The organism is Marinomonas sp. HM11-D (assembly GCF_057626615.1).
The window spans coordinates 204,255-226,544 of sequence record NZ_JBMMKT010000002.1 but is presented as its reverse complement, the minus strand read 5'-3'; the positions used below and the strand labels follow the sequence as shown (position 1 = coordinate 226,544).

Annotated in this window: 18 protein-coding genes; 12 read left to right on the top strand and 6 right to left on the bottom strand. The window is 44.2% G+C overall.

Features of this window, described 5'->3' with window-relative positions:
• Positions 1–268: 268 nt before the first annotated feature.
• On the top strand, positions 269–1,348 hold the full coding sequence (locus ACOSVP_RS03460) for a hypothetical protein (RefSeq protein WP_487346094.1): 1,080 nt from the start codon (positions 269–271) through the stop codon (positions 1,346–1,348).
• An 86-nt stretch (positions 1,349–1,434) separates the two neighbouring features.
• Here ACOSVP_RS03460 and ACOSVP_RS03455 read toward each other — a convergent pair whose 3' ends face one another.
• The 3 genes from ACOSVP_RS03455 to ACOSVP_RS03445 form a co-directional block, all read right to left on the bottom strand.
• Entirely contained in the window at positions 1,435–2,394 is a 960-nt protein-coding gene (locus ACOSVP_RS03455; RefSeq protein ID WP_487346093.1) for an AraC family transcriptional regulator, read from the bottom strand.
• 172 nt (positions 2,395–2,566) lie between these two features.
• Positions 2,567–3,538, bottom strand: coding sequence for an acyltransferase family protein (locus ACOSVP_RS03450; RefSeq protein WP_487346092.1), 972 nt, complete (start codon positions 3,536–3,538; stop codon positions 2,567–2,569).
• A 71-nt stretch (positions 3,539–3,609) separates the two neighbouring features.
• Complete coding sequence (locus ACOSVP_RS03445; RefSeq protein ID WP_487346091.1) at positions 3,610–4,530, bottom strand: ADP-ribosylglycohydrolase family protein; 921 nt, start codon at positions 4,528–4,530, stop codon at positions 3,610–3,612.
• Positions 4,531–4,730: 200 nt separating this feature from the next.
• Here ACOSVP_RS03445 and ACOSVP_RS03440 point away from each other — a divergent pair, with 200 nt between their 5' ends.
• Positions 4,731–5,123, top strand: coding sequence for a hypothetical protein (locus tag ACOSVP_RS03440; RefSeq protein ID WP_487346090.1), 393 nt, complete (start codon positions 4,731–4,733; stop codon positions 5,121–5,123).
• 76 nt (positions 5,124–5,199) lie between these two features.
• On the opposite strand, the gene ACOSVP_RS03435 is transcribed toward ACOSVP_RS03440, so the two are convergent.
• Positions 5,200–6,069 (bottom strand): aldo/keto reductase, encoded by an 870-nt coding sequence (locus ACOSVP_RS03435; RefSeq protein WP_487346089.1) that lies wholly within the window; start codon positions 6,067–6,069, stop codon positions 5,200–5,202.
• A gap of 191 nt (positions 6,070–6,260) precedes the next feature.
• Positions 6,261–6,974 carry a YccT family protein gene (locus ACOSVP_RS03430; RefSeq protein ID WP_487346088.1) on the bottom strand — a complete coding sequence of 238 codons (714 nt, stop codon included), beginning with the start codon at positions 6,972–6,974 and terminating at the stop codon, positions 6,261–6,263.
• 304 nt (positions 6,975–7,278) lie between these two features.
• On the opposite strand from ACOSVP_RS03430, the gene ACOSVP_RS03425 reads away from it, so the two are divergent.
• The 4 genes from ACOSVP_RS03425 to ACOSVP_RS03410 all read left to right on the top strand — a co-directional run bounded on the left by ACOSVP_RS03425 (position 7,279) and on the right by ACOSVP_RS03410 (position 12,316).
• Positions 7,279–7,836 carry a YceB family lipoprotein gene (locus ACOSVP_RS03425; RefSeq protein ID WP_487346087.1) on the top strand — a complete coding sequence of 186 codons (558 nt, stop codon included), beginning with the start codon at positions 7,279–7,281 and terminating at the stop codon, positions 7,834–7,836.
• A 275-nt stretch (positions 7,837–8,111) separates the two neighbouring features.
• The gene (locus tag ACOSVP_RS03420) at positions 8,112–9,341 is read left to right on the top strand and encodes a hypothetical protein (RefSeq protein ID WP_487346086.1); all 1,230 of its coding nucleotides are present in this window, start codon (positions 8,112–8,114) and stop codon (positions 9,339–9,341) included.
• A 636-nt stretch (positions 9,342–9,977) separates the two neighbouring features.
• The gene (locus tag ACOSVP_RS03415; RefSeq protein ID WP_487346085.1) at positions 9,978–11,156 is read left to right on the top strand and encodes a PD-(D/E)XK nuclease family protein; all 1,179 of its coding nucleotides are present in this window, start codon (positions 9,978–9,980) and stop codon (positions 11,154–11,156) included.
• Between the two features lie 11 nt (positions 11,157–11,167).
• Positions 11,168–12,316: a DUF4268 domain-containing protein gene (locus tag ACOSVP_RS03410; protein WP_487346084.1), complete on the top strand. Its 1,149-nt coding sequence runs from the start codon at positions 11,168–11,170 to the stop codon at positions 12,314–12,316.
• A gap of 402 nt (positions 12,317–12,718) precedes the next feature.
• Here the strand turns inward: ACOSVP_RS03410 and ACOSVP_RS03405 are convergent, their stop codons facing one another.
• The gene (locus tag ACOSVP_RS03405; RefSeq protein ID WP_487346083.1) at positions 12,719–13,900 is read right to left on the bottom strand and encodes a BaiN/RdsA family NAD(P)/FAD-dependent oxidoreductase; all 1,182 of its coding nucleotides are present in this window, start codon (positions 13,898–13,900) and stop codon (positions 12,719–12,721) included.
• A gap of 309 nt (positions 13,901–14,209) precedes the next feature.
• On the opposite strand from ACOSVP_RS03405, the gene ACOSVP_RS03400 reads away from it, so the two are divergent.
• From ACOSVP_RS03400 to ACOSVP_RS03375, 6 genes are all read left to right on the top strand, one after another.
• The gene (locus ACOSVP_RS03400; RefSeq protein ID WP_487346082.1) at positions 14,210–14,785 is read left to right on the top strand and encodes a hypothetical protein; all 576 of its coding nucleotides are present in this window, start codon (positions 14,210–14,212) and stop codon (positions 14,783–14,785) included.
• A gap of 163 nt (positions 14,786–14,948) precedes the next feature.
• Positions 14,949–16,244, top strand: coding sequence for an imelysin family protein (locus ACOSVP_RS03395; protein ID WP_487346081.1), 1,296 nt, complete (start codon positions 14,949–14,951; stop codon positions 16,242–16,244).
• A gap of 64 nt (positions 16,245–16,308) precedes the next feature.
• Positions 16,309–17,658, top strand: a complete 1,350-nt coding sequence (locus tag ACOSVP_RS03390) for a di-heme oxidoreductase family protein (RefSeq protein ID WP_487346080.1) — start codon at positions 16,309–16,311, stop codon at positions 17,656–17,658.
• Positions 17,658–18,713: an imelysin family protein gene (locus ACOSVP_RS03385; protein WP_487346079.1), complete on the top strand. Its 1,056-nt coding sequence runs from the start codon at positions 17,658–17,660 to the stop codon at positions 18,711–18,713. Before ACOSVP_RS03390 ends, ACOSVP_RS03385 begins: the two co-directional genes overlap by 1 nt.
• 3 nt (positions 18,714–18,716) lie before the next feature.
• Complete coding sequence (locus ACOSVP_RS03380) at positions 18,717–19,832, top strand: DUF1513 domain-containing protein (RefSeq protein ID WP_487346078.1); 1,116 nt, start codon at positions 18,717–18,719, stop codon at positions 19,830–19,832.
• A gap of 120 nt (positions 19,833–19,952) precedes the next feature.
• Positions 19,953–22,235, top strand: coding sequence for an EAL domain-containing protein (locus ACOSVP_RS03375; RefSeq protein ID WP_487346077.1), 2,283 nt, complete (start codon positions 19,953–19,955; stop codon positions 22,233–22,235).
• Positions 22,236–22,290 lie beyond the last annotated feature (55 nt).

The window sequence follows — 22,290 nt, the reverse complement described above, 5'->3', positions numbered from 1 at the left end:
CACAAAAATTGATCTACTTTATGATTTCGATAAGTTTCACAGTGCTTGGCATAAATTTTATTTGTACCGTTAAGCCAGTCTTAATTTTAAGCCCTGATACTGGCCTTCTCTTATATATGTTCCGCTCTGCAAAAGACCCTTGCTCACCACAAGGGTCTTTTTATTTGCACAATGTACAAAGATTACACTATTTGAATATTCGGATTTACACAGCTTTGCCATAGTTATTACACCTTATTAACAATGATAATAACGAAGGCTGTAAAGTATGATGAAAACAAAAGTAGCGTTGGCAGTATTGGCCGCAGGTCTTTCGTCGCAAATCTTCGCTGTAGATTTAGGCGAATTCAATGGCACAACATTTAGTGTAGGGGGCTACCTAAAAGCGGAAGCCATCTACGATCAACCTGATGCAGGGGAAAACTCGTTAGAAGGGAGTGTTCGTCAATCTCGTTTCAATCTTTCTACATCTAGCATGGTTGATGGCCATAAAGTACGTGGCTTCATTGAAGGCGACTTCTGGGACAACAACACTGCATCTGATAGTAGTTATGCTTGGCGTCTTCGTCACGCTTACATCAACATCGACAACCTAACTGTCGGTCAAACATGGAACGGTCAATTCTTTGCTAACGGTCCATTTGATACAGAACTCATTAACTTCTGGGGACTTGGTATCGGTACCATCGCAGGTAACGGTGCACCAATTCGTCCTGATCTAGTGGTTCATTACGTTAAAGACGGTCTACGCCTAACGATGCAAGACCCGCTTTACAGCAACGCAGATTCTCCAGATCTAGTGGGTCAATACACAATTCGCACGGAAGGTGGCCACGCATTTAACGTTGCGTTAACAGGCCGTGAAGTGGATACAACGCCTACAGTATCTTCTGACGATGAATCTGAATACGGTGTAGCAATCTCTCTAGCAACAAAACTGAAATTTGGCGACACATCCGTTAGCCTAAGTGGTTTCACGGGTGAAGGCGCGGCAATCTACGCAGGTTGGGGTTACAACGGCTCACGTGGACTTGACGGACAAATGGAAGTTAACGCCAACGGCGACTTGATCACCACAACAGGTTTCAGTGCGGGTATCGGACATAAATTCTCTGACACACTTCGCGCTAACCTACGTTACGGCCAAGTGAAAGCGGATGAGTCTTCTCTATCAGAAGATACGCTAAAACAAACAGCGTTTAACATGATCTACACTTACATGCCAAATGTTGAGTTAGGTTTTGAGATTCGTGATCAGAACGCTGCGAACCGTCCACCTTCATCACAAGGTAGCTCTATCCGCCCTGCGGGTCAGCAGCTAGAACTGATGGCGATGTACAAGTTCTAATGTTCTGATTCACTTATTTAGCTAGCGACTTCAAATAACCCAGGCTCCCCTTTGCTTGGGTTATTTGTTTTTAAAGACAAATTTTTTTAACAAGCAATACTGCGTAATGTTTGCGAAGGCAATTCACCAATGTGCTCACGATACTGAGCCGAAAACCGACCTAGATTTGTAAAGCCATATTTCAACGCTACTTCCGTGACATTACGAATTCTTTCATTATGACTGAGTTCTGAATGAACACTTTCAAGCTTCAAACAACGCACATACGCAGATGGCGTCATACCGAGTTCACGATCGCATAAGTTGTAAAGCGATTTTCGACTGATCTGACAAATCTCAGCTAAGTGATCGATACTGATATCCTGCGTAATGTGGCTTAACACATACTCACGGATACGTTCAATCAATCTATGTTGACTGGTTTGCACTGCACTGGCTTGATTCAAGTTGCTCGCAAAGGTACCAAAAATAGCATTGGCCAACAGTTTGCTGTAGTACATTAAACCGCGTTCACACAAACCACCCTGTGGCTGTTGCAAAATATCATTCAGCAAACTGATAAATGAGCCCGTCGTTGGCAAAGGCTGTTTTTCAAAAGCAAACACAATACTGTCTTTTGAAATGCGATAGCCAAACTCGCGCGCAGTTTGCATCATAAAATGCACTGGAATACGAATGATCAGCTTGCGGCAGTCGGCACTGTAATCACTCACCAAAGCAGAATTTGGAGATACGATCAACGCATCACCCGCCACTAGATGCTGTGACTTACCATGACATTGCACCAGACTTTCGCCACTGAGCAAGACCTGCAAATGGTAAATATCCGACATCATCGGTGTTTGCATCTGCACCTCACAGCCAAAGCTGTGTTCTGAAATCGATAACTCACCGAAGCTTTTAAATTTAATGCCAGCCTTAGAAAAGTAAGAGGATTTTTGAATGAGTTCGTGTTCTCCAAAACGCTTACTCATCAAAAAGCTGGACACAGATTGTGCTGAAATACCGCTGATCTCATGATCACAAGCAGTTAGACAAATTGTCATATCAACCCCCAAAGTATAATTATTGTTATGTAACCAAGGATAGAGAGTTATTCCCTTAGACATTTTGTTTATGGACTAAACAATTAAAGTCTAATGCTTGTTTTGAAAAGTAGGTTATCCAAATTTGTGAAAGAACTATCAATTATTAGCATAAGCCTCCTGCTTATAGCGCTTAGGAAGCTCTAGAAAACCACTGTTTACGCGGGATTTTTTGGTCCAAACACTGCAGCAAGTGAGCCAACCCAAAACACACAAATAGTACAAGAATCACGGAGATCACGACATTTACCCCAAAATCCATCAACCATGTCAGCAAAAACAACAAGGGCACATGAATTAGAAACAGTGCAAAAGACAAATCACTTAACCTAGCAATGGGAGCTTTAAGGAATTGAGGCAAACCATTCAGCAATGACCATGTCGTCGGCTTTAATTTCAAAGCCAGCCAAATACCCAAGCCAAATTCAAACACTCGGCACAAGATAAACCAATCTCCGGGCCTACCCGGCATAAAGCCATATAAACGATAAGCCCAACCTTCGACGTCGTCTAACCAATTACTTGGTACAAACGGCACTCCATATTGCCCCACATACCAACGACTAATAAGACTGATCAACAGCAGAGTTAACAGCGTGGCTTGACTCCAACGACGTAGGCAATAAGCCATCAAAGGGAACAGCGCATAGAGAGGAATGATCAGAGCAATAAACCAGCTGGGTGGGTTGTATGGCCCGCCCCAAAGCCCGAACCAAGGATAAAAACCAGTTAAACTGCCAATGCTGTCTGTTATGAAGCCATTCGGAAACAGGTTACGCCAATCACCATCGATCATGAGACCTTCGAGCAAATAAGCAATCATCACAAGCGGAAGCGACAGCCAATACAGTGGATAAATCCGAATTACTTTTTTCAATAGATAAGATAGGTATGCAGTACGTTTAGGCAAATCTGTGATGCCGGCCAAGAGTCCCGACAACACAAGAAACATACTGACCCCGACGCCACCCAAACTCACATAATAGAAATTCTTTAGACCAAAAAAATCCCCCGTCCAGTGGCCAAGCACCTGACCAAAATGGGCGATAAAAACCAGACTAATGGCCACAATTCGTAGCACATCTAATAGAACTGAGCGTGTCATACCGACTCCGAAGTAATCCCTTTGAAGTCGGTTGTAGCAGGTGAAGATTGCAAAAATGTGAGCAACCATCGCTAGGCGATGGCGTGCGGTCCTTGACGATATAATTGACGAGCCAGATGCTTAATTTCAAAATCCATAGAGATAGAGCGATGCCAATCCTCTGGAATGCCATCAAGACCGTAAAAAGCGCCCGCAATCTGGCCACAAATCGCCGCGGTGGTGTCCGCATCGTCGCCCAAATTCGCGGCCATGAGTACTGCTTCACGATAGCTTGAAGCATGATAAAAGCACCACATGGCAGCGATCAAAGACTCCACCACAAAGCCTGAGCCTTTAATTTGCGTCTCATCCAAGTCAATAAATGAACCCTCTAACAGTGGCCGATATTCTTCGCGATACAATCGATCGCTTAATCCGGTAAAAATCTCAGTTTTTGATTGCGCGGTAAAAGCACGCACCAGCAACTCTGCGAACAACTTACAGGCATCGATACAAAGTGGTGATCCGTGGGTAGTTCGAGAACTCTCCCCTGCCAACTCGATACAACGTGACAGATCATGAGCATAATAAATCGCTACTGGGGCTAGACGCATAATCGAACCATTGCCGGAATAACTTTCATCTTCTAAACCACTAAACGGCTCGAGGGTTTCTTCATAATTCAGCAACGCATTAGAGACCGTCACGCCCACATCGAAGCAGATACCATTACTGCTTAAATAGCCCTCTTGACGCCAACGAAGGTAACGCGCCATTTGATCCTGTGCATCAAAGCCCTTTTGCTCCAAGAGACTAAAGCCCAAGCAAAGCGCCATGGAGGTGTCGTCGGTCCATTCTCCTTTTTCAAGGCGAAATGGTCCACCGCCCACCATATCGATAATGGGAGTAAAGCTACCTCGTGCTTTAAATTCCAGCGTAGTTCCCACCGCATCGCCACAGGCTAAGCCCACCAAAGCACCGATTACACGATTTTCCAAATCCTGCTCCGTCATTAAATTCCCTCTTACTAATAAATAGATTTTATAGCTTAACGCTACAGCACATTGACGTTATAGAAAGATTACAGATAAACACATTATTCATGCATCAAGGCCGTTTTAGTAACAAAACAGTATCATTTTATGATCGCAGCTTAGCGAATAATCTGACTAATTGGTCTACGTTTACATATATGCTCAAAGGACTTGAATGTATGTACAGCAAACATATAAAACACACACAAAAAAGGCTGGCTCAACTCATCGATGACACCCTCTACCCTTTAGGAAGTTCATGGGCAGACATTGCTATTATCGTTCGCAGCAATCCACAGATAACGCACTATACCTTGAGTGAGCTTGAAGATCAGATTGGTATAAAGGGCTTTGCCACTTTAGTCACTGTACTTAGGTTATCTATGCCGCCCTATAACTTATTTACGACAACTTTTGAAATTATGGCAGAGAACGAAGATTGTTTGATATTAAGTTTAGAGGAGTACCAGAAAGCGGTTATGAAGGGCGGAGTTTTGACCGCAGCAGATCAATTTATGGACGTTGAGACAATTAATCAGCGGGCAATTATACACTTATACGTAAACCACTAGCGGCTCAACGCATTTACGCTAAACATAAAAATTCCCCATGCTAGTCTGCACCAACATGGGGATTATTGAATTAGGTTTAGTCGTGAATCTTCACACTTAAACAACCGCGAACAAAGTCTGGGTCAAAGTGCTTAACCGCTTCACCTACGTAGCCAAGATCCAGCGAGGTGATTTGCTCCATTTCAGCATCGCTTAGCGCGAAGTCCCAAATCGCGAAGTTTTCTTCGATACGCTCGGCACGAACCGATTTCGGAATCACGGTTACACCGCGCTGAACATTCCAACGCAGGATCACCTGAGCAACGGATTTTCCATGTGCTGCGGCAATGCCTTGTAGCATTTCATTTTCATATGGCTTGTGACGACCACCACCTAGTGGCGCCCATGCTTCTGGCTGCACCTTGTAATGCTGCATTGTCTTCAGAGCATCGGTTTGCGCTAGGTATGGGTGCAGTTCAATTTGGTTCACCATTGGAGTGATACGAACCGTTTCACAGAAGTTGGTCAACACGTGTGCGTAGAAGTTCGACACCCCAATAGCCTTCAGTTTGCCCGCTTCGTAAGCATCTTCTAGTGCTCGCCAAGCGCTGAAGTAATCGCCCATTGCTTGGTGCAATAAATACAGATCAAAGTACTCTAGTCCAGATCGCTCTAATGATGCTTCGATACCAGCTTTAGCCGTATCGTAACTTTCCATGTCTTGTACCCAAAGCTTTGACGTAATAAACAGCTCTTCACGAGTACAAAGGCCTTCAGCGATAGCTTCACGCACGGCATCACCCACTGCGTCTTCATTGCCATACACTGCAGCCGTATCAATTAGACGGTAACCTGCACGAATGGCACTAACAACTGACTGTTTACATTCTTCTTTGTCAGTAACTTTAAACACACCGAAGCCTGCCATAGGCATCTCAAGGTTGTTATTTAGTGCTGTATATTCCACGGCTTACTACCTCTATCTTGAGTAAAAAATTCATTCTAAAGCAAACAGCAACATAAAATTAGTCGTTAAATCTGAATAGACTTGTGTGCCAGATTCATTAATCAAGCTGCTCTGCTCTCGCCTAAGCTCGAATCACACCGACAAAAAAGCCGACGGATAAAGTCGGCTTTCAACGCTAAAAAGTTAGACGCTTATTCGTTTAAAAGCCAGATTTGGAAGGCTTTTTGATCTTCAGCAGATGCCTTTTGGAACCAGAAACCAAGCATTTCATAAGCGGTCGTCGACGCCTGTGGTTGATGTGATTGATCCACCATCCAAATGCGAATGTCTTTACGAGTCGTTGCATCGGCTTTGTTGTACCAGAACTTCAACATTTCCAATTCTTCTGTGGCAGCAACGCTTGCTGCGGCAGGAACAGGGCTATCAACCGCTGGCTTTTTGTAAGTTGCCGTAAAGTCACGTACTTCTCTCTTGTAGTCACGCAAGATCTGCATGCCAGGCTCACGAGGTAACTCACGTAGTTCGTAATCGAACTCAGCGCCTTGATTGACTAAGGTAAACTCAGGTTTCTTAGCAAAGGCAGCCGCATCATCCTTACGGAAGAAGTAAGGTGCCTTCAAAACCACTTCAGCATCCTCAGCAAGATTCACATCGATGATGTAAGGCTCTGATTGGAATTGCTCCGCGTTACCACCGCCACCAACACGTTGATTAAAGCGGACCACAAATTGGTGCTCACCTGGCTCAACGTTAGTTTTAAAATCACCGCCAAAGCGGCCAGGATCCTGAAGATCCACATACATGATTTCAAAGTTGCGAGGCACTTCAAATGTGGCCGCAAACGTTGGCAGACTCGTCGCACCTAGCAACATACCCAAAACCGCAACACCAGAACGTAAATTCACCTTAGCGACTCCTTAGCAGTGAAACTGACCATTCAAATTTTTCAGATGCAGTAACCTACCACAAAGTATTCGCACTTTATCTTTCTCAAACTCTCGATCAAACACAAATGCAACTTTTTGCCACTTTCAAAACAAAGACAAACATAAAAAGGACAAGATAACCAAATCAATATATCTAAATTCAGAAAGTTTATATGCTCGTGTAAACATCTTTTAAAGAACACGTGCAAAGCACATTTGAGTTTTTACATACTCCGCCAAGGCACGCTAAACTAGTGTTTTATTAAGACATTGTGAGCCCGTTATGAAAGCTTTCTTTACCGTTTGTTTTACCCTCCTTCTCAGTGGCTGTGCGACCTTGTCACAATTGTCCACTTACACCGTCTCAAACGCCGAATTAGAGCAAGCGTTAGACCGCAAGCTTGGAGAGTTACAAACAGATGCCAAATTAGGTGCTATTCCGCTCACATTAGCGGTCGATGATATTACTGTGGATATCGGTCCAGATGGTCGAGACGTGGTGCAACTAGGTACCCTAGCCACCGCTAGCATCGGTGTTTTTGGCTTCAACTACCCAGCAAAATTGAACCTAAAGCTTGAAGGGACGCCATATTACGACAGCGAGAAAAAAGCGATTTTCGTACATTCACTAGCACTACTGGATAGCACCATTGATGCCGGCGGCTACAAAGGCAACATCGCCCCCCTAAGCAATGAAGTGATGATGCTGATCAACGGCTACCTAGCTTCCAACCCAGTGTACACACTGGATACCAGCAACAATGCCGTACAGCTATTGTCCAGCGTGCCACTGAACCTAACCATTGAACAAGGCAAGCTAGCGCTGAAGCCAAGACAGTAACTCGCTTTTTTGAGCGAGCCTTCGCTTAATCTAGGCTCTCCTAAAATAAACAGGCGCATCCCATTGGGATGCGCCTGTTTGCTTTATAGAATATAAGGATTCCTTTGCGTCATATTTTGTCACCGATATTTAGTATGATTTTCCCTCGATAGAGCATGTTTCCAATTGAAGCATTCTGGCTATCCGGCAAGTGCTAATCTGGGTGACGGGTTCTAACTATCAATCGTATTCTTAGCCGTTAAAGGCGCTTCTTTAAACAACAGGATGCAGTTCTAATGACTAACTTTTTCGATAAGAACAAAGACATTGTTCTTATGCTCGCTTTGATCCTATTTGCTTGGATTGGCTTTATTGATCGATATGCTGAAGCCTACATAAACTCATCATTGGTATCAGCAGGCGCTTCTTTTGGGATAGCTAAACTGTTCAATGCGACGGTCTCAGTTCTCTCAACGATTACACTCAACGTTCCTGTTATTGGCTCAATACAGATTGGTGAGCTGTTAGACCCGCTTAATGACCTAGTTGAAGACTTTTCGTCTGTCATGAAGTACGCAATTTCTTCTCTACTGATTCAAAAGTTCTTAGTAGAGATTTTGCAAACCATTCATTTCAAGATCTTCCTAACGCTTTCAGGTGTCGCTTTCCTATTTACAAAATATGCTTTTACCAACTTCCGACTTATAACCTACAAGACCTTTCTATTCGCCGTTATTTGCAAGTTTTCGATTGCAGCCGTTGCGGTAGCAAGTAGCTGGGTAGACAGCGCATTCATAGATGACGTTGTGCAGCGCGAAAACGCCACATTAGAAGCATTCCCAATTTCACCCGATCAACTGGACGAAGCCATCGATCTGACAAGTGAAATAAAGGAACAGATGGTAGTTGAACTTCAGACAAGTCAGACCAAGTACCAGCTACTAGAACAGCAACAACACAGTCTAATGCTGGATGAAGATGACAAACAGAAGCAGGTTGATGGTATTAACTTGAAGCTAGCAGAGTTAAATAAAGGGCGTTCAAGCTTTAGCACAATCTTTGAAGCGGACACTGAAGAGCAAAAAACTTTAGAAGCGCAACGTGGCGTTCTACTTTCACAACTTGAACGAATTCAAGATGACCTAGAAGAATCAGAAGAAAACCTAGAAGACCTCAATGAGGATATTGCTGACTTACAAGACCGATTAAATGGAGAAATCAGCACTATTGAAGCGATTAAAAGTGGCTTCACCCAAATCACCATGGCGGCGAAAAAGAAAGTCACAGGTTTCGTGAGTTCACTAAACCAATCGATGGATCACTTCTTAAACTTGATCGCGCTGTTTGTTCTCAAGACAGTGATTATTCCACTGGTTTTCTTAGTCATCATGTACAAAGTGTTTGTGAAGCTATGGGGCATGACACCACAGACTGCGGTCAATCGTTTTAGAGATGAAGTGAAAGTAACAACCAATGGCCCTGTGATCGAGAAGCAAGAGCCAGTTGATAGACTACCTAAGAATTAAGCTATTCTGAACATCTGATGAAAGGCCTTGGTACTGCAAGTGCCTTTCATCAACGTCTAATGAACTTGTGGCGATTCAATCAGCTACAACCGCACTAATTTTGTGCAGTTCAAAAAGCATACGGTTTAATTTCATGTTTCTAAGAAATTAGCTTTAAAAACACGAAAGCCCCCATCCAGTAAGGGATAGAGGCTTTTTAGCAATTTTTGGCCTTAGAAAAGTTTAAGGTGCAATTCCTAGTTTTTTCGCCAAAAGTTTAAGGTTAATTACAAAGTATACGGTTTAATTGTTTGTTTCCAATTGGGTGCAAGAAATTAGACCGTTAACTTTCTTGCCCTACGAGCGCGCCCTTGTGAGATCATTTTTTGATCAATTTTAAATTGCGCCGTTAACTTTTCTTCACAGGCTACAACTATTCATAAATCATACAAATTAAACCGTTAACTTTTGACAACTACTCCGCACCATAAAGGTGCAGATAATCCATGCATAGTTTACCTGCTACAACTTTTAATTCTTTCATCAATTTGCTATTAAAAGGTAGCAGTACAAGAGACACGTCTAGTGCGACATATTTTGCCGCATCAACATGCCATTATTGATCTAACAGTTAGATTCTTCAAATAGGGACGTTTAATGAATTTCTTCTCTTTCATTCAAAGATCATCGATTGAAAAAGTTCACTCATCTGCGATTGCGTGGCTTCTCTCTGACTTTAACACGGCATTTACCAGCCATGAAAAGAATCTGTTGATCTCTTGTCTAGTAAAGTCTGACGTTAAAGGGCAACTTAATGCTGTTCATGTTGAGTACTACAACATTGACATTCTGCTTGACTACGAAGACGTCGTCATTGCTATTGAGAACAAGATAAAAATATCAGAGCACAGCAATCAGTTAGATAATTATTCCAATACTCTTCAGACAGAATTCCCCGACAAGAAGACCATCAAGGTCTTCCTTAGTTATGCCAATGAGGAGCCATCCGAGAGTGATTGGATAGCATCTTCATATGATGACCTATTGAGAGGAATAGAAAGTATCTCAACTGAAGATCAAATCATTTTAGACTATCGAGCTAACCTGAAAGAGCTCGTTGACTCAAAAAATCAATTTTTAAGTAACCACCAAGCATTCCCAAGTGTCTTCTCTGATGGTTACAAGAAAAAGCATGAGAAAACTCGTTCGCTTTCTAATGTAGCTCAGTACATTTCAGAAAATGGCTTAGAGACTATTCTACAAAAAGCCTTCTTCTTTAAAATGAAAGAAAAAGTGGCAATTGAATGTGCTCATTGCATCATTGCTGAGTCTAGAGGTAATGCACTTTTAGACTTTAAGAATCCATCTCAATGCCCATTCATCGATTTCAATGGACTAAAAATCGATACGGGGATACAAATCCAGGGAAGGAGCATCAAGGTCCAATTTGAAAATGGTTTAGATGAAGAAGGTAAATGGAGAGATAAATCTCCAGAATTTAGGAGAAACCTTCAAGAGATGATCGAATCGATTTTCAGAGTGATTGATGGTATCAACAATGTTCATGGATGGAGGTTGAACAAGCCTAGATCTGCTCAATCTAACTATTACTCGATATCTAAAAAGATAAACTTGCCTGAAGGAGCGAATGGCTTCCAAGATGTACCATTTGACACGCTAGTTAATGTAATTAAAGATGAAATTCAACTTTGCTTTCAGCTTCTTTCTAAATCCAAAGATATCGTAGAAAGAGTCTGCCACACGAGTAGCGATAAATTCTTTGATAGCCGTGATGCAAGTACTTGGAATACTCCTTGCGAGTCATCAATGACATAAGGACTGTTGATATGTTTAAAATTGATACTGATTCTAATCGTATTACTCGCTTAGAGACCAAGCGTTTTAGTGAGCTCGGCTTTCGTGAGCGAGATCATTTACAAGAGTGGCTAGCACATCAACCAGATGCTCTTGGCGAAGAGCTGTTAATCATTCAGAAAGAGTTTGATGGCTTTGAAGACACACGAGAACGTTTAGATCTTCTGGCACTAGACAAGGAAGGCAACCTTGTCATCATTGAAAACAAACTTGATGACTCTGGAAGAGACGTCATGTGGCAGGCTTTGAAATACGCCTCATATTGTTCAAGTCTGAAGAAGGCACAAATTATTGATATTTACCAAGGTTATCTAAATCGTTACTGCAATGGAGGTAATGCATCGAACCTTCTATGCGAGTTTTTAGATACACCAGACCTAAGTGAGATTGTGTTAAATTCAGGAATAAGCCAGCGATTAATACTTATTGCAGCAAATTTTAGGAAAGAAGTTACCAGCACTGTGCTTTGGCTACTCAATCATGGCGTTCAGGTTCAGTGTATGAAAGTGACACCTTATGCAATGGATTCGGCGCTATTCATTAATGTTGAACAAATTATTCCTACACCAGAAGCCAAAGAAATGATGATTGGGATGAGCGAAAAAGAAGCTGATGAGAAAAACACTGAAGCTGAGCTTAAAAGTCGTCATACCATACGATTAGATTTCTGGGAAAAAGTGTTAGAAGCAATGAAAGCCAGTCCTTGTGCCCTATTTAATAACATTAGTGGGAGTAAGGATCACTGGATTAGTGCAGGCTCCGGACTAAGTTCTTGCCCATATACTTTGATCTTTGGAATGAAAGAAATCAGAGTACAGATTGAGATGATGCGATCTAACGCACAAGAGAATAAATTCGTTTTTGACGCTTTGTTAAGCAACAAAGAAGCTATCGAAAGCAACTTTGGTCATCAGTTAATCTGGCAACGCTTAGATCAAAAGAAATCTTCTCGAATTCAATTTCAAAAAGACGTCGATGGTTACAACCGCGAAAATTGGCCAGATATGATCAATTGGTTGGTGAGTAATATGATTAAGTTGGAAAATGCCTTTAAACAGCCATTAGCTGAAGCAAGCGCGGAACTAAGAAAGGCAAATCTAACTACCACTGAAGATAATTGATTTATCCATACTGAAATTAATTTTTAGAATATAAAATCAAAGATATACAATTTTCAGATCAGACTTGTATATAGAAAAGGCTGGTAGATTCAAACTTCCCTACAATGCCGTAGCGGTTATAAACCTTATATAAGAAGAATCTACCAAGGGCCTATAGCGTAACGATCAAAGGTCGCGGAAGTAACTCTCCACGCACTAATCCTGTGCACTCATTAAAAGTATACGATTTAATTTCTTGTTTCTAAGAAATTAGTGTTAAAAACACGAAAGCCCCCATCCAGTAAGGGATAGAGGCTTTTAATCAATTTTTGGCCTTGAAAAAGTTTACGGTGCAATTCCTGGTTTTTTCACCAAAAGTTTAAGGTTAATTACAAAGTATACGGTTTAATTGTTTGAATCCAATTACACAAACTGCCCTGCGGCGAATCCTGACGACCAGGCAAACTGGAAGTTGTAGCCCCCGAGCCAACCGGTTACGTCTAGCACTTCACCGATAAAGTAGAGACCTTTGACGCTATTGCACTCGAAGGTTTTCGAGCTGACTTCGTTGGTATCAATGCCACCAAGGGTCACTTCGGCGGTGCGGTAGCCTTCGGTACCATTTGGCTGTACGTCAAAGTGGGTGAGATATTGAATCAGCTCACTGAGTTGATCATTAGAAAGCTCTGCCATGGGTTTGGTCATCCAGGGCAGATCTTGTTTGATCACTTCAACTAGGCGTTTAGGCAGTAAAGTGTTTAGCTCGGTTTCTAGTGCGCGTTTCGGTTTGTCCTGACGCAATGCCTTAAAGTGTTCTTCTGGATGGATATCAGGGAGTAAGTTGAGCTGAAGCTCGTCACCTGGTTGCCAGAAGTTGCTGATCTGCAGGATCGCAGGACCGCTGATACCTCGGTGAGTAAACAGCATCGGCTCTTTAAAACTAACACCATTAGCGGTTGCTTCAATATCCACACTGACACCAGAGAGTGTGGATAACTTTTCTTTCATAGCAGGCTGGATGGTAATAGGCACCAAGCTCGCACGACGAGGCAGTACTGTTAAACCAAATTGCTCTGCGATTTGGTAACCAAAACCACTGGCACCTAATGTGGGAATAGACAATCCCCCCGTCGCAACGACCAAGGAGTCACATTGGATCTCACCGCTGGTTGTCATGAGCTTGAAGCCTTGCTCAAGTTTATCGATGGCTTTGATACTGGTATCCAAACGAATTTCAGAGCCGGACCACTCACACTCCGTTAATAAGATATTGAGCAAATCTTTGGCAGAATGCTCACAAAAGTATTGTCCAGGTGCTTTTTCGACGTATTCCAATCCATGTCGATCGACTAGCTCAACAAAGTCATTTGGGGTATAGCGTTTCAACGCAGAAATACAAAAATGCGGATTCGCCGAGAGGAAATGTTTCGGTGCGGCATCTAGATTGGTGAAGTTACAACGACCGCCCCCAGACATGAGGATCTTTTTGCCGGCTTTGTTGGCATGATCCAATACCAACACCTTGCGGCCTCGGTAGCCAGCCTGTGCGGCACAAAATAAGCCAGAAGCGCCTGCGCCAATGATTACAACGTCGAAATTTTCCATTATTACCCCTGTATAGTCAGGGGCGCATTATACCTAAGTGGCGAAAAATATGCCCACAATGTGCAATCCCATACAGCAAAAGGCATTCCAGCTTATTTCCACAGAAACCGTGAAAAAGACTGTGGGCATTCCAGTTTTTTCCTTATAAATCAGCGGACTTTTTTAAAGCAAGCGTTTTTTTAGATTTTCTTTCAAAGCTTCGCTTTGCATCAATTTCGATATTTGTTCAAGAAATCGTCAACAAAAGACTTGCGCCACTAAACTGTTTTTATATACAGTACTGTATATCCATACAGCAAAGGTGATTTTATGAACGCTTTCATCCACTTCTTACGCGGCAAAACACAATTTTTCGCTCTAGCAGCCATTGTAGTTGCCATGTACGCTCCGGCTAAAGACCTACTTTCTTATGCTAATAAAACGATCGCAGACGCAAAAATCGAGCTAGCCACTATCTCGTTTGGTGGCTACACACCTTGGCAAAGTCACTCTTCTGATCAAGGCTTTGTTAAAGCCAGTCAGTCACTTTCCGTACCACAGCAGATTTTTACTAAGTTCACATTAAAGAATCCGAGTAATGTTGCGGTCACTTACCGAAAGATTTGGTTGTATTTTGAGCACGCAAACGGTAACCGAGAATACACTACTGATTACACTCTGTATGACCCAGCCACTCGTCAGCGTTTGATTGGCCATTCCATTGAGTTAGGTCCAAACAGCGAAGTGGAAGTGTTAGCCTCGTACCGCTTTATTCCAAGTTATAAACAAAGCACGCCTGAATCCGTGTCGATTTCCTGGGAGTCGAATGACCACTTCCGCGATTCGAGTTGTCAATATCCCTTGTCCACAGATTCACTGAGTCAATTCGGTGTAACCTGTGAGTAACTCTCTAGAAGGCTTGTATTCTCTTGCCTAGCCTTATTTTCGAGAGCGCTATCACTTTTTGCGCTAAATCAATCAACTGACGCGTTGAGGCAAAAAGCACCATTGATAATCATTTTCATTTTAACTAGAATGTGGACACAATTTGCATATGGAGCAGTAACAAATGAAAAAAGTATTGACCCCAATCGCAGCGCTTGTAGCAGCTGGTCTACTGACTGCATGCGGTACACAGTCTGTTAAATCAAATGATGCTGTGGCACTGACACCAAGCTCGGTTGTTGATCAGTATGCCAACATTGCTGAAGCCGCTTATGGTGATTCATACACAACTGCTTTAGCCCTACAAAACAGCATTGACGTATTTCTAGCTCAGCCAACGGAAGCAAACCTTCAAGTGGCGAAAGATGCTTGGATTGCAGCCCGCGCTCCATATCAACAAACGGAAGTGTTCCGTTTCGGTAACGCTTTTGTTGACGACTGGGAAGGTAAAGTCAACGCATGGCCACTAGATGAAGGCTTGATCGACTACGTTTCGACTTCCCAGTACGGTTCTGAATCAGACATTAACCCACTGTACACAGCAAATGTGATCGCCAATACCACTATCAAAGTGGGTGGCCAAACAGTGGATGCAAGCACTATTACCCCTGAGCTGATTTCTGACTTCCTACACGAAGCCGACGGTATTGACGCAAACGTGGCCAGTGGTTACCACGCCATCGAATTCCTACTATGGGGCCAAGATCTAAACGGCACTAACCCAGGTGCAGGCAAGCGTCCAGCAACGGACTACGATGTAAATAACTGTTCAAACGGCCACTGTGACCGTCGCCGTGAATACTTAACAGCCGTTACCGCACTATTAGTGTCTGACCTTAAGTTTATGGCCGATGCCTGGAAAGTGGGTGGTGATGCTCGTACCGCACTGCTTGAACAATCTCCAGAACAAGGTCTAAGCACCATGCTAACGGGGATGGGTAGCTTGGCTTACGGTGAACTTGGCGGTGAGCGCACTAAGCTTGGCTTAATGCTGCATGACCCAGAAGAGGAACACGATTGCTTCTCTGACAACACGCACTGGTCTCATTACTACGATGCCAAAGGCATTAAGAACGTTTACCTAGGTGAATACCAACGTGTTGACGGTAGCTGGGTAAAAGGCCCTTCTTTATCGGCATTGGTGTCAGCTAAGAACCCGGCGCTGGATGCAGAAATGAAAGCAGACTTGCAAGTCACTGAATTTGCCGGCCAAGCCATGGTGGACGCAGCGAAACAAGGTCAAACCTTTGACGTGCTGATCGCGATGAACAACACCGCAGGTAATGCATTGGTACAAAAGTTTGTCGATTCTCTTGTCGGCCAAACACGTACGACTGAAGAAGTGATTCGTGCTTTGAACCTTGAAGGCATTACTCTTGAGGGTTCTGACAGTCTAGACAACCCAAGCGCAGTTTTCTAAACGCTGGATGATTTTGATCTATTAGGGGTGACTCGTTCACCCCTTTTGTCGTTTTAGGTTAGCCATGATGACCCGCTTGTTACTCTCCTTCAGCCTCACTGTATTCAGCAGTTTTAGCGTTTATACGTTTGCCGACAGTCGCGCCTACAACCAACCATTTCCTACGCTTTCTCCTGAAGACAAACAGGCGTTTTATTTGGGCGAAAGTATTTTCGAGCGTTTTTGGGTACCCTCTCCTTCTTCTACTACAGCCAGTGACGGTCTTGGGCCTTTATTTAATGCCCGTTCTTGCCATAGCTGTCATGTGAATAGCGGACGTGGACATGCTCCTCGGTCAGATCAGCTTGGCAGTGAAGTGCCTTCCTTTTTTATCCGCTTTGGTCAGACATCAGCGCAAAATCATAAAACCCTCTTAGGGGATGTGGTTTACGGTCGTCAATTTCAGCCCTTAAGCTCTACCAATGTAAGCCCAGAAGGTGATTACAGAGTCCATTGGCACGAAGTGATCGAAACCTTCCCGGATGGTTATCAAGTCAGCTTACGTAAACCAGTGCTTGAATGGGATCATTTAAACTATGGTGCTTTGTCACCGGACACTGGTATTTCCATGCGTGTGTCACCGCCTTTGGTCGGCATGGGCTTATTAGATCTAGTACCTGAATCCATTATTCTCGAATACGCCGACCCAGACGACACGGATCAAAATGGAATCACTGGCAAGGCCAACTGGATCGAGGACGATCAGGGTAAACGATTAGGCCGCTTTGGCCATAAAGCCAGTGTCGCAAGCCTGAATGAACAGAATCAATCTGCCTTTAATGGTGACTTAGGTTTATCCACTGAACTGTTCCCTTATCCAAGTGGGGACTGCCGCCCGGCTCAGGTGGACTGTATGCGTGCACCAAATGGTAATAGCGCTCATTTGGATAATCTGGAAGTCAGCAAAGAACAAATCGCTTTACTCGACCAGTATGTGGCGTTAAGCATGCCGCCCGCTATGCGTAACTTGAATGAGCCTTGGTTTCTAAAAGCCAAGCAAACCTTTGATGAGTTAGCCTGTGGTAGCTGTCATCGCCCAAAGCTCAGCACCGGGCCGTCGCAATTTAGCGTGCTCAGTAATAGAGATTTCTACCCTTTTACTGATATGCTTCTGCACGATATGGGGCCTGGGCTTGCCAGCGGGTTCCCTGTGTATTACGCATCCCCAAGCGAATGGCGTACGGCACCGCTTTGGGGAATTGGCTTGTCAGAATCCGTTTCTGGTCGCAATGGTTTTCTACACGATGGTCGCGCACGCACCATTGAAGAGGCCATCTTATGGCATGGGGGTGAAGCCCAAGCCAGCAAAGATGCCTACAAATCACTTAACGCCAAACAACGTACCCTATTCGTAAGATTTTTGGAGTCTCTCTAATGCTAATGACTAAAAATATGTTTGCTGCCTCGGTAGTTCTGATGGCAGGAAGCTCTGCATTTGCCGATCAATGGGATAACACCCTTGGGCAAATTCAATCACAGTACATTGTGCCAAAGTATGAGAGCTTCAGCGCTAGCGCCGACAAGTTAGCGCAAGCCACCGCAGCCCTTTGCGCAGCGCCAAACAGCGCAAACTTAGACTCGGCCAAACAAGCTTTCAGCGACAACATCCGCGATTGGCAACAGGTGCAGTGGCTGAATTTCGGCCCAGTGACCTACTTTATGCGTTACTACGCTTACGAATACTGGCCAGACAAAAAAGGCGTGACGCAACGTCAACTGCGCTCATTGAGTTCTGATCCAAGTTCTATGACTGCGCCAAAATTCTGGACTTCAGCCAGTATTGCCGTGCGTGGTATGACTGCGATTGAATCCTTGCTGTATCACGGTGATTTCAATGTGGTGAGCAAAAGCAGCGATTGTGAAGTGTTGGAAGCCATCAGCCGCCATCACGCTACCACCACTCATGATGTGTTAACACAATGGCAACAGAGCAAAGCCACCGACTGGATCTTCCCTGAAGAAGGCGCCACAGCGACGCCCGAACATTTGGTAGTTGAGCAGCTAATGCAGCAATGGATTGAGCACATGTCAGTGGTCAAGGATTCCAAGCTTGAAACGCCGATCGGTTACAAAGATCAGCCAAACTTAAAATTGGCGGAGTTCTACCGCAGTGAGCAAAGCTTGCCTGCCATCGTGACCAATTTAAAAGCCTACCGTAGTTTGTACCACATGGGGCAACCCTCATTGTTTGATACAGCCATGGCAGAGCAATCTGAATTGGCCAAAGCTTTGGAGACCGCTCTAGAGGAAAACGTTAAAGCAGCTACGCAATTACCAAGCGACTACTTCACTGGAGAATACACTCAAGCCGAACGCATCGAGATGGCCAAACCACTGGTTCGCTCTATTTCAAATAGCCAAACCAAACTAAGCAATTTGGTGACCAAATTAGGTTTCCAAATAGGCTTTAACAGCCGTGATGGGGATTAATCTATGTTGCTAAGCCGTCGCGCATTTTTGGCTTCGTCTTTAGCGGCCATGTCGATTCCCACTTGGGCGTCGGCAGTGCCTATTGCAGCCCAAGGCGAGCTGTTTTTTTCGGCCTTTTCCAAGAGTAAAACCGATCACTATATGGGAGCCTTTGGCAGCAATGGTCATCTACTGTGGTCCATGCCGTTACCAGATCGTGCGCATGCTCCGGTAGTGCATCCGACACATTCGGTGGTCGGTGCGGTGGCACGTCGCCCTGGTTTTTATATGGATTTTTTCAATCCCTTGACCGGTGAAGCCATTCAGCGCATTGAACCACTGGCCGAGCATCATTTTTACGGCCATGCAGTGTTTAGCCAAGATGGCAAGCGTCTGATTACGCAAGAAAACCACTTCCCAACGGGTGCCGGTAAGATCGTCATTCGCGCTTGGCCTCAAGGTGACGTGTTGAACGAATACAGCAGTGGCGGTATTGGACCTCATGAGTCGGTATTAATGGGTCAGGACGTGCTGGTCATTGCCAACGGTGGTTTACGAACTCACCCCGATAATGATCGCGAAATCATGAACTTAGATAGCATGAGCCCGAATGTAACATTTCTGTCATTAAAAGACGGTACTGTGCTCAACCAAGCCCAACATGAGCAATCGCTACATAAACTCAGCATCCGACACCTCGATGTGAATAGCCAAGGTGTGGTGGCGCTGGGTTTTCAATACCAAGGTGAATTATGGGAAAACGTTCCATTGGTTGCCTTAGCGTCTATCGACTCGGATACCCTTGACTACCTTGAAATGCCAGAGCAGGTTCGCACTCGTTTCAAACAGTATTGTGGCAGTGTTTGCTTTGATGCAAGCGGCGAAACGCTGGCGATCAGTACCCCACGCGGTGGTTTTGTTGCCTACTGGGATGTGCCGTCAAAAACCTTTTTAGGCGTCGATAATTGTCGCGATGTGTGTGGATTAGTCGCAACAAATGAGAAAAATGAATTTGTCTTGACTAGCGGCACAGGTAAGCAGTTGATTTCCTTGCCTCGTACGCATCAAATAGCTCAGATAAACCAACTCGCTGATCTGCATTGGGACAATCATTTGAGGCGAATTAACCTAAATATATAATTTTTAACAAATTGCATCATACTCAGGATGGTCAGAAGCAGTTTTTTTCGGTAATGTTAATTGGTTAGCTTGCACATTTCGTGCTGTTATAGCGACCAATAATCTGATTGTAGTAGTTTGATGTTATTAAACTTTTTAAAGCAGTTTTTTGTAATCGATGACGCTGAGCACGAATCCGGAAACCCACAAAGCTTCCGTATTAGCGCGCTACGAATTCTATTGGGTGCAAGTTTACTCGTTACCTCAGCGTTTACTTTACACAGTATCCTTCGTTTAGATGGCACAGATACCGCTTACTTGTTGAGTGCGATCGGCGCCACCTGCTCTCTCGTCCTGTTGCTTTTGTTTGGCACCTCAAAACGTTTTAACAAGCAATCATCGTTCGTGTTCATTGCTGCAATCGCAGCGTCCGGAGTGCTTTTTATCAGCTTTTCAGAGCACCTCAGTGGCATTGAGTTTGGCGTTATCTTGCTGTATTCCCTGCCCCTATTAGCGCGTTTGTTTTACAGCTTTAGAATTTCTTTGCTATTTGCTTTTGCTAATACAGCAACGCTGGCGATGGATCTACACTTCTCTGAGAATTTGCCGATTGGCTCCAGTGAAAACGCTTCATTTAGCAGTTTATATGCCCAGTTGATGGTCTTCATGCTGCTAAATTTTGCCTTACCCTTGGCCGTATCACGCTTGATCAAAACACTGCAACGCAGCATCAATCGTTTAAAAGAGTTAGCTCAGAGTCTGAACCATCACTCAGATTTATATGAAGAAATCTTTGAGCACACAGGTACGCCAACCCTGCTATGTGACAAGCGTGGCATCATTATTAAACTCAATCAAAAAGCGTTAGATCTGTTCCCAGGCGTAAACCCAGAAACCATCGAGGGTTCCAAGATCAACGACTGGATTGCTTCTATCTCAGACTCTTCCAATCGCTTTTTCTGGCAAAGCAATGTGTCAGAGTGTGTGCTGAAATCCAATACTCAGAACTCCTTAGAAGTACATCGCTCAACCCTGACCACCCACGGTCACTATGTACTGCACCTACAAGACATCACCCATCTGCGCGCCTTAACCGAAGAGCTGGAAACCACTCAGCAAACCAACTCGCAGCTAGCCCATTTTGATGCTTTAACTCGTTTACCGAACCAACAAAAGTTCTGCAATCAAGTGAATCACCGCATCCGTAATGTCTCCGATTACTACACAGGCGCCATGTTTATCATTCGTATCAGTCAGTTCAAGCTATTGAACAAGCAATACGGGCGCGAGCAAGCCAACCGCGTGATTCTTAATTTTTCTCGCACCCTGCAGTCACGCTTATCTGACAAGACCATTTCTGGACGCTTACGCGGGGTGAAATTTGCCTGTTTCATGCCGGTCGGTCAGACCTATTTAATCCAACGAAACCTGCGTACCTTGATCAAATCAGTACTACCAGATCAAATCCGCATTGGTGATGATGTACTGAACCTCGACTATCAAATCGGTGTGGCCTACTACCAAAATGAAGGGGAAACCGCGGAAGAACTGTTAGAACGCTGTGAAATGGCATTGGAGTACTCCACTTCCACAGAGCGTATTGCTTTCTTTGATCAACAGCTGGAAGCCAAGCTGATTCAAGAGCACAAGTTAGGTCTGGCGCTTGGTGAAGCCATTAAGAACAAGCAAATCCAACTTTGGCTACAGCCTCAAGTGATTTCCACTGGCGATATTCGTTCCTTTGAAGCCCTGTCCCGTTGGCAGTTAGAGGACGGATCCTTTGTCTCACCAATCGTCTTTATCAAGCTCGCCGAAGAGTTAGGATTACTGCCTAAGCTGGCAGAGAACCTATTGAAACAGCTGGTTGCAGTGTTAGAAGAATGGCATGCAGAAAGCATCAAGACTCCGATTGCGTTTAACCTTGCCGGCCAAGAGCTGATGAACGATGTGTTCTTTGCCTTGCTGATGTCGATGACCTCTGAGCGCCCTTGGCTAAGTGAAATGCTGGAGCTTGAGATTACTGAAACCAGCCCTGTGATGACCCATCCGTTGATTCATAAACGCCTGCGCGCCCTGTCTCAATACGGTTATTCCATCGCCATTGATGACTTTGGTACCGGTCAAGCATCCCTTGGACAGCTGATCGATATTCCAGCCAATATTCTAAAAATTGACCGTCGCTTTGTGGCTCCGTTACCGAATGATAAGCGCCACTTGGACATTGTTAAGTCCACTGTGCAGTTAGCGAAGTCTTTAAATATGAGCGTAATCGCGGAAGGGATTGAGACACGTGAGCAGGCAAGCCTGTTGATCGGACTAGGCTGTGATACGTTGCAGGGCTATTACTTTGGTAAGCCGTCACCGATTTCAGATTGGACGCACAACAATCACGAGAAAGCCAAACAATTGCGCATGGTGTACTAAAACACCCGCAACCAAGTCCAAAAGTGAAAAAGCTGGCCTAGAGCCAGCTTTTTTA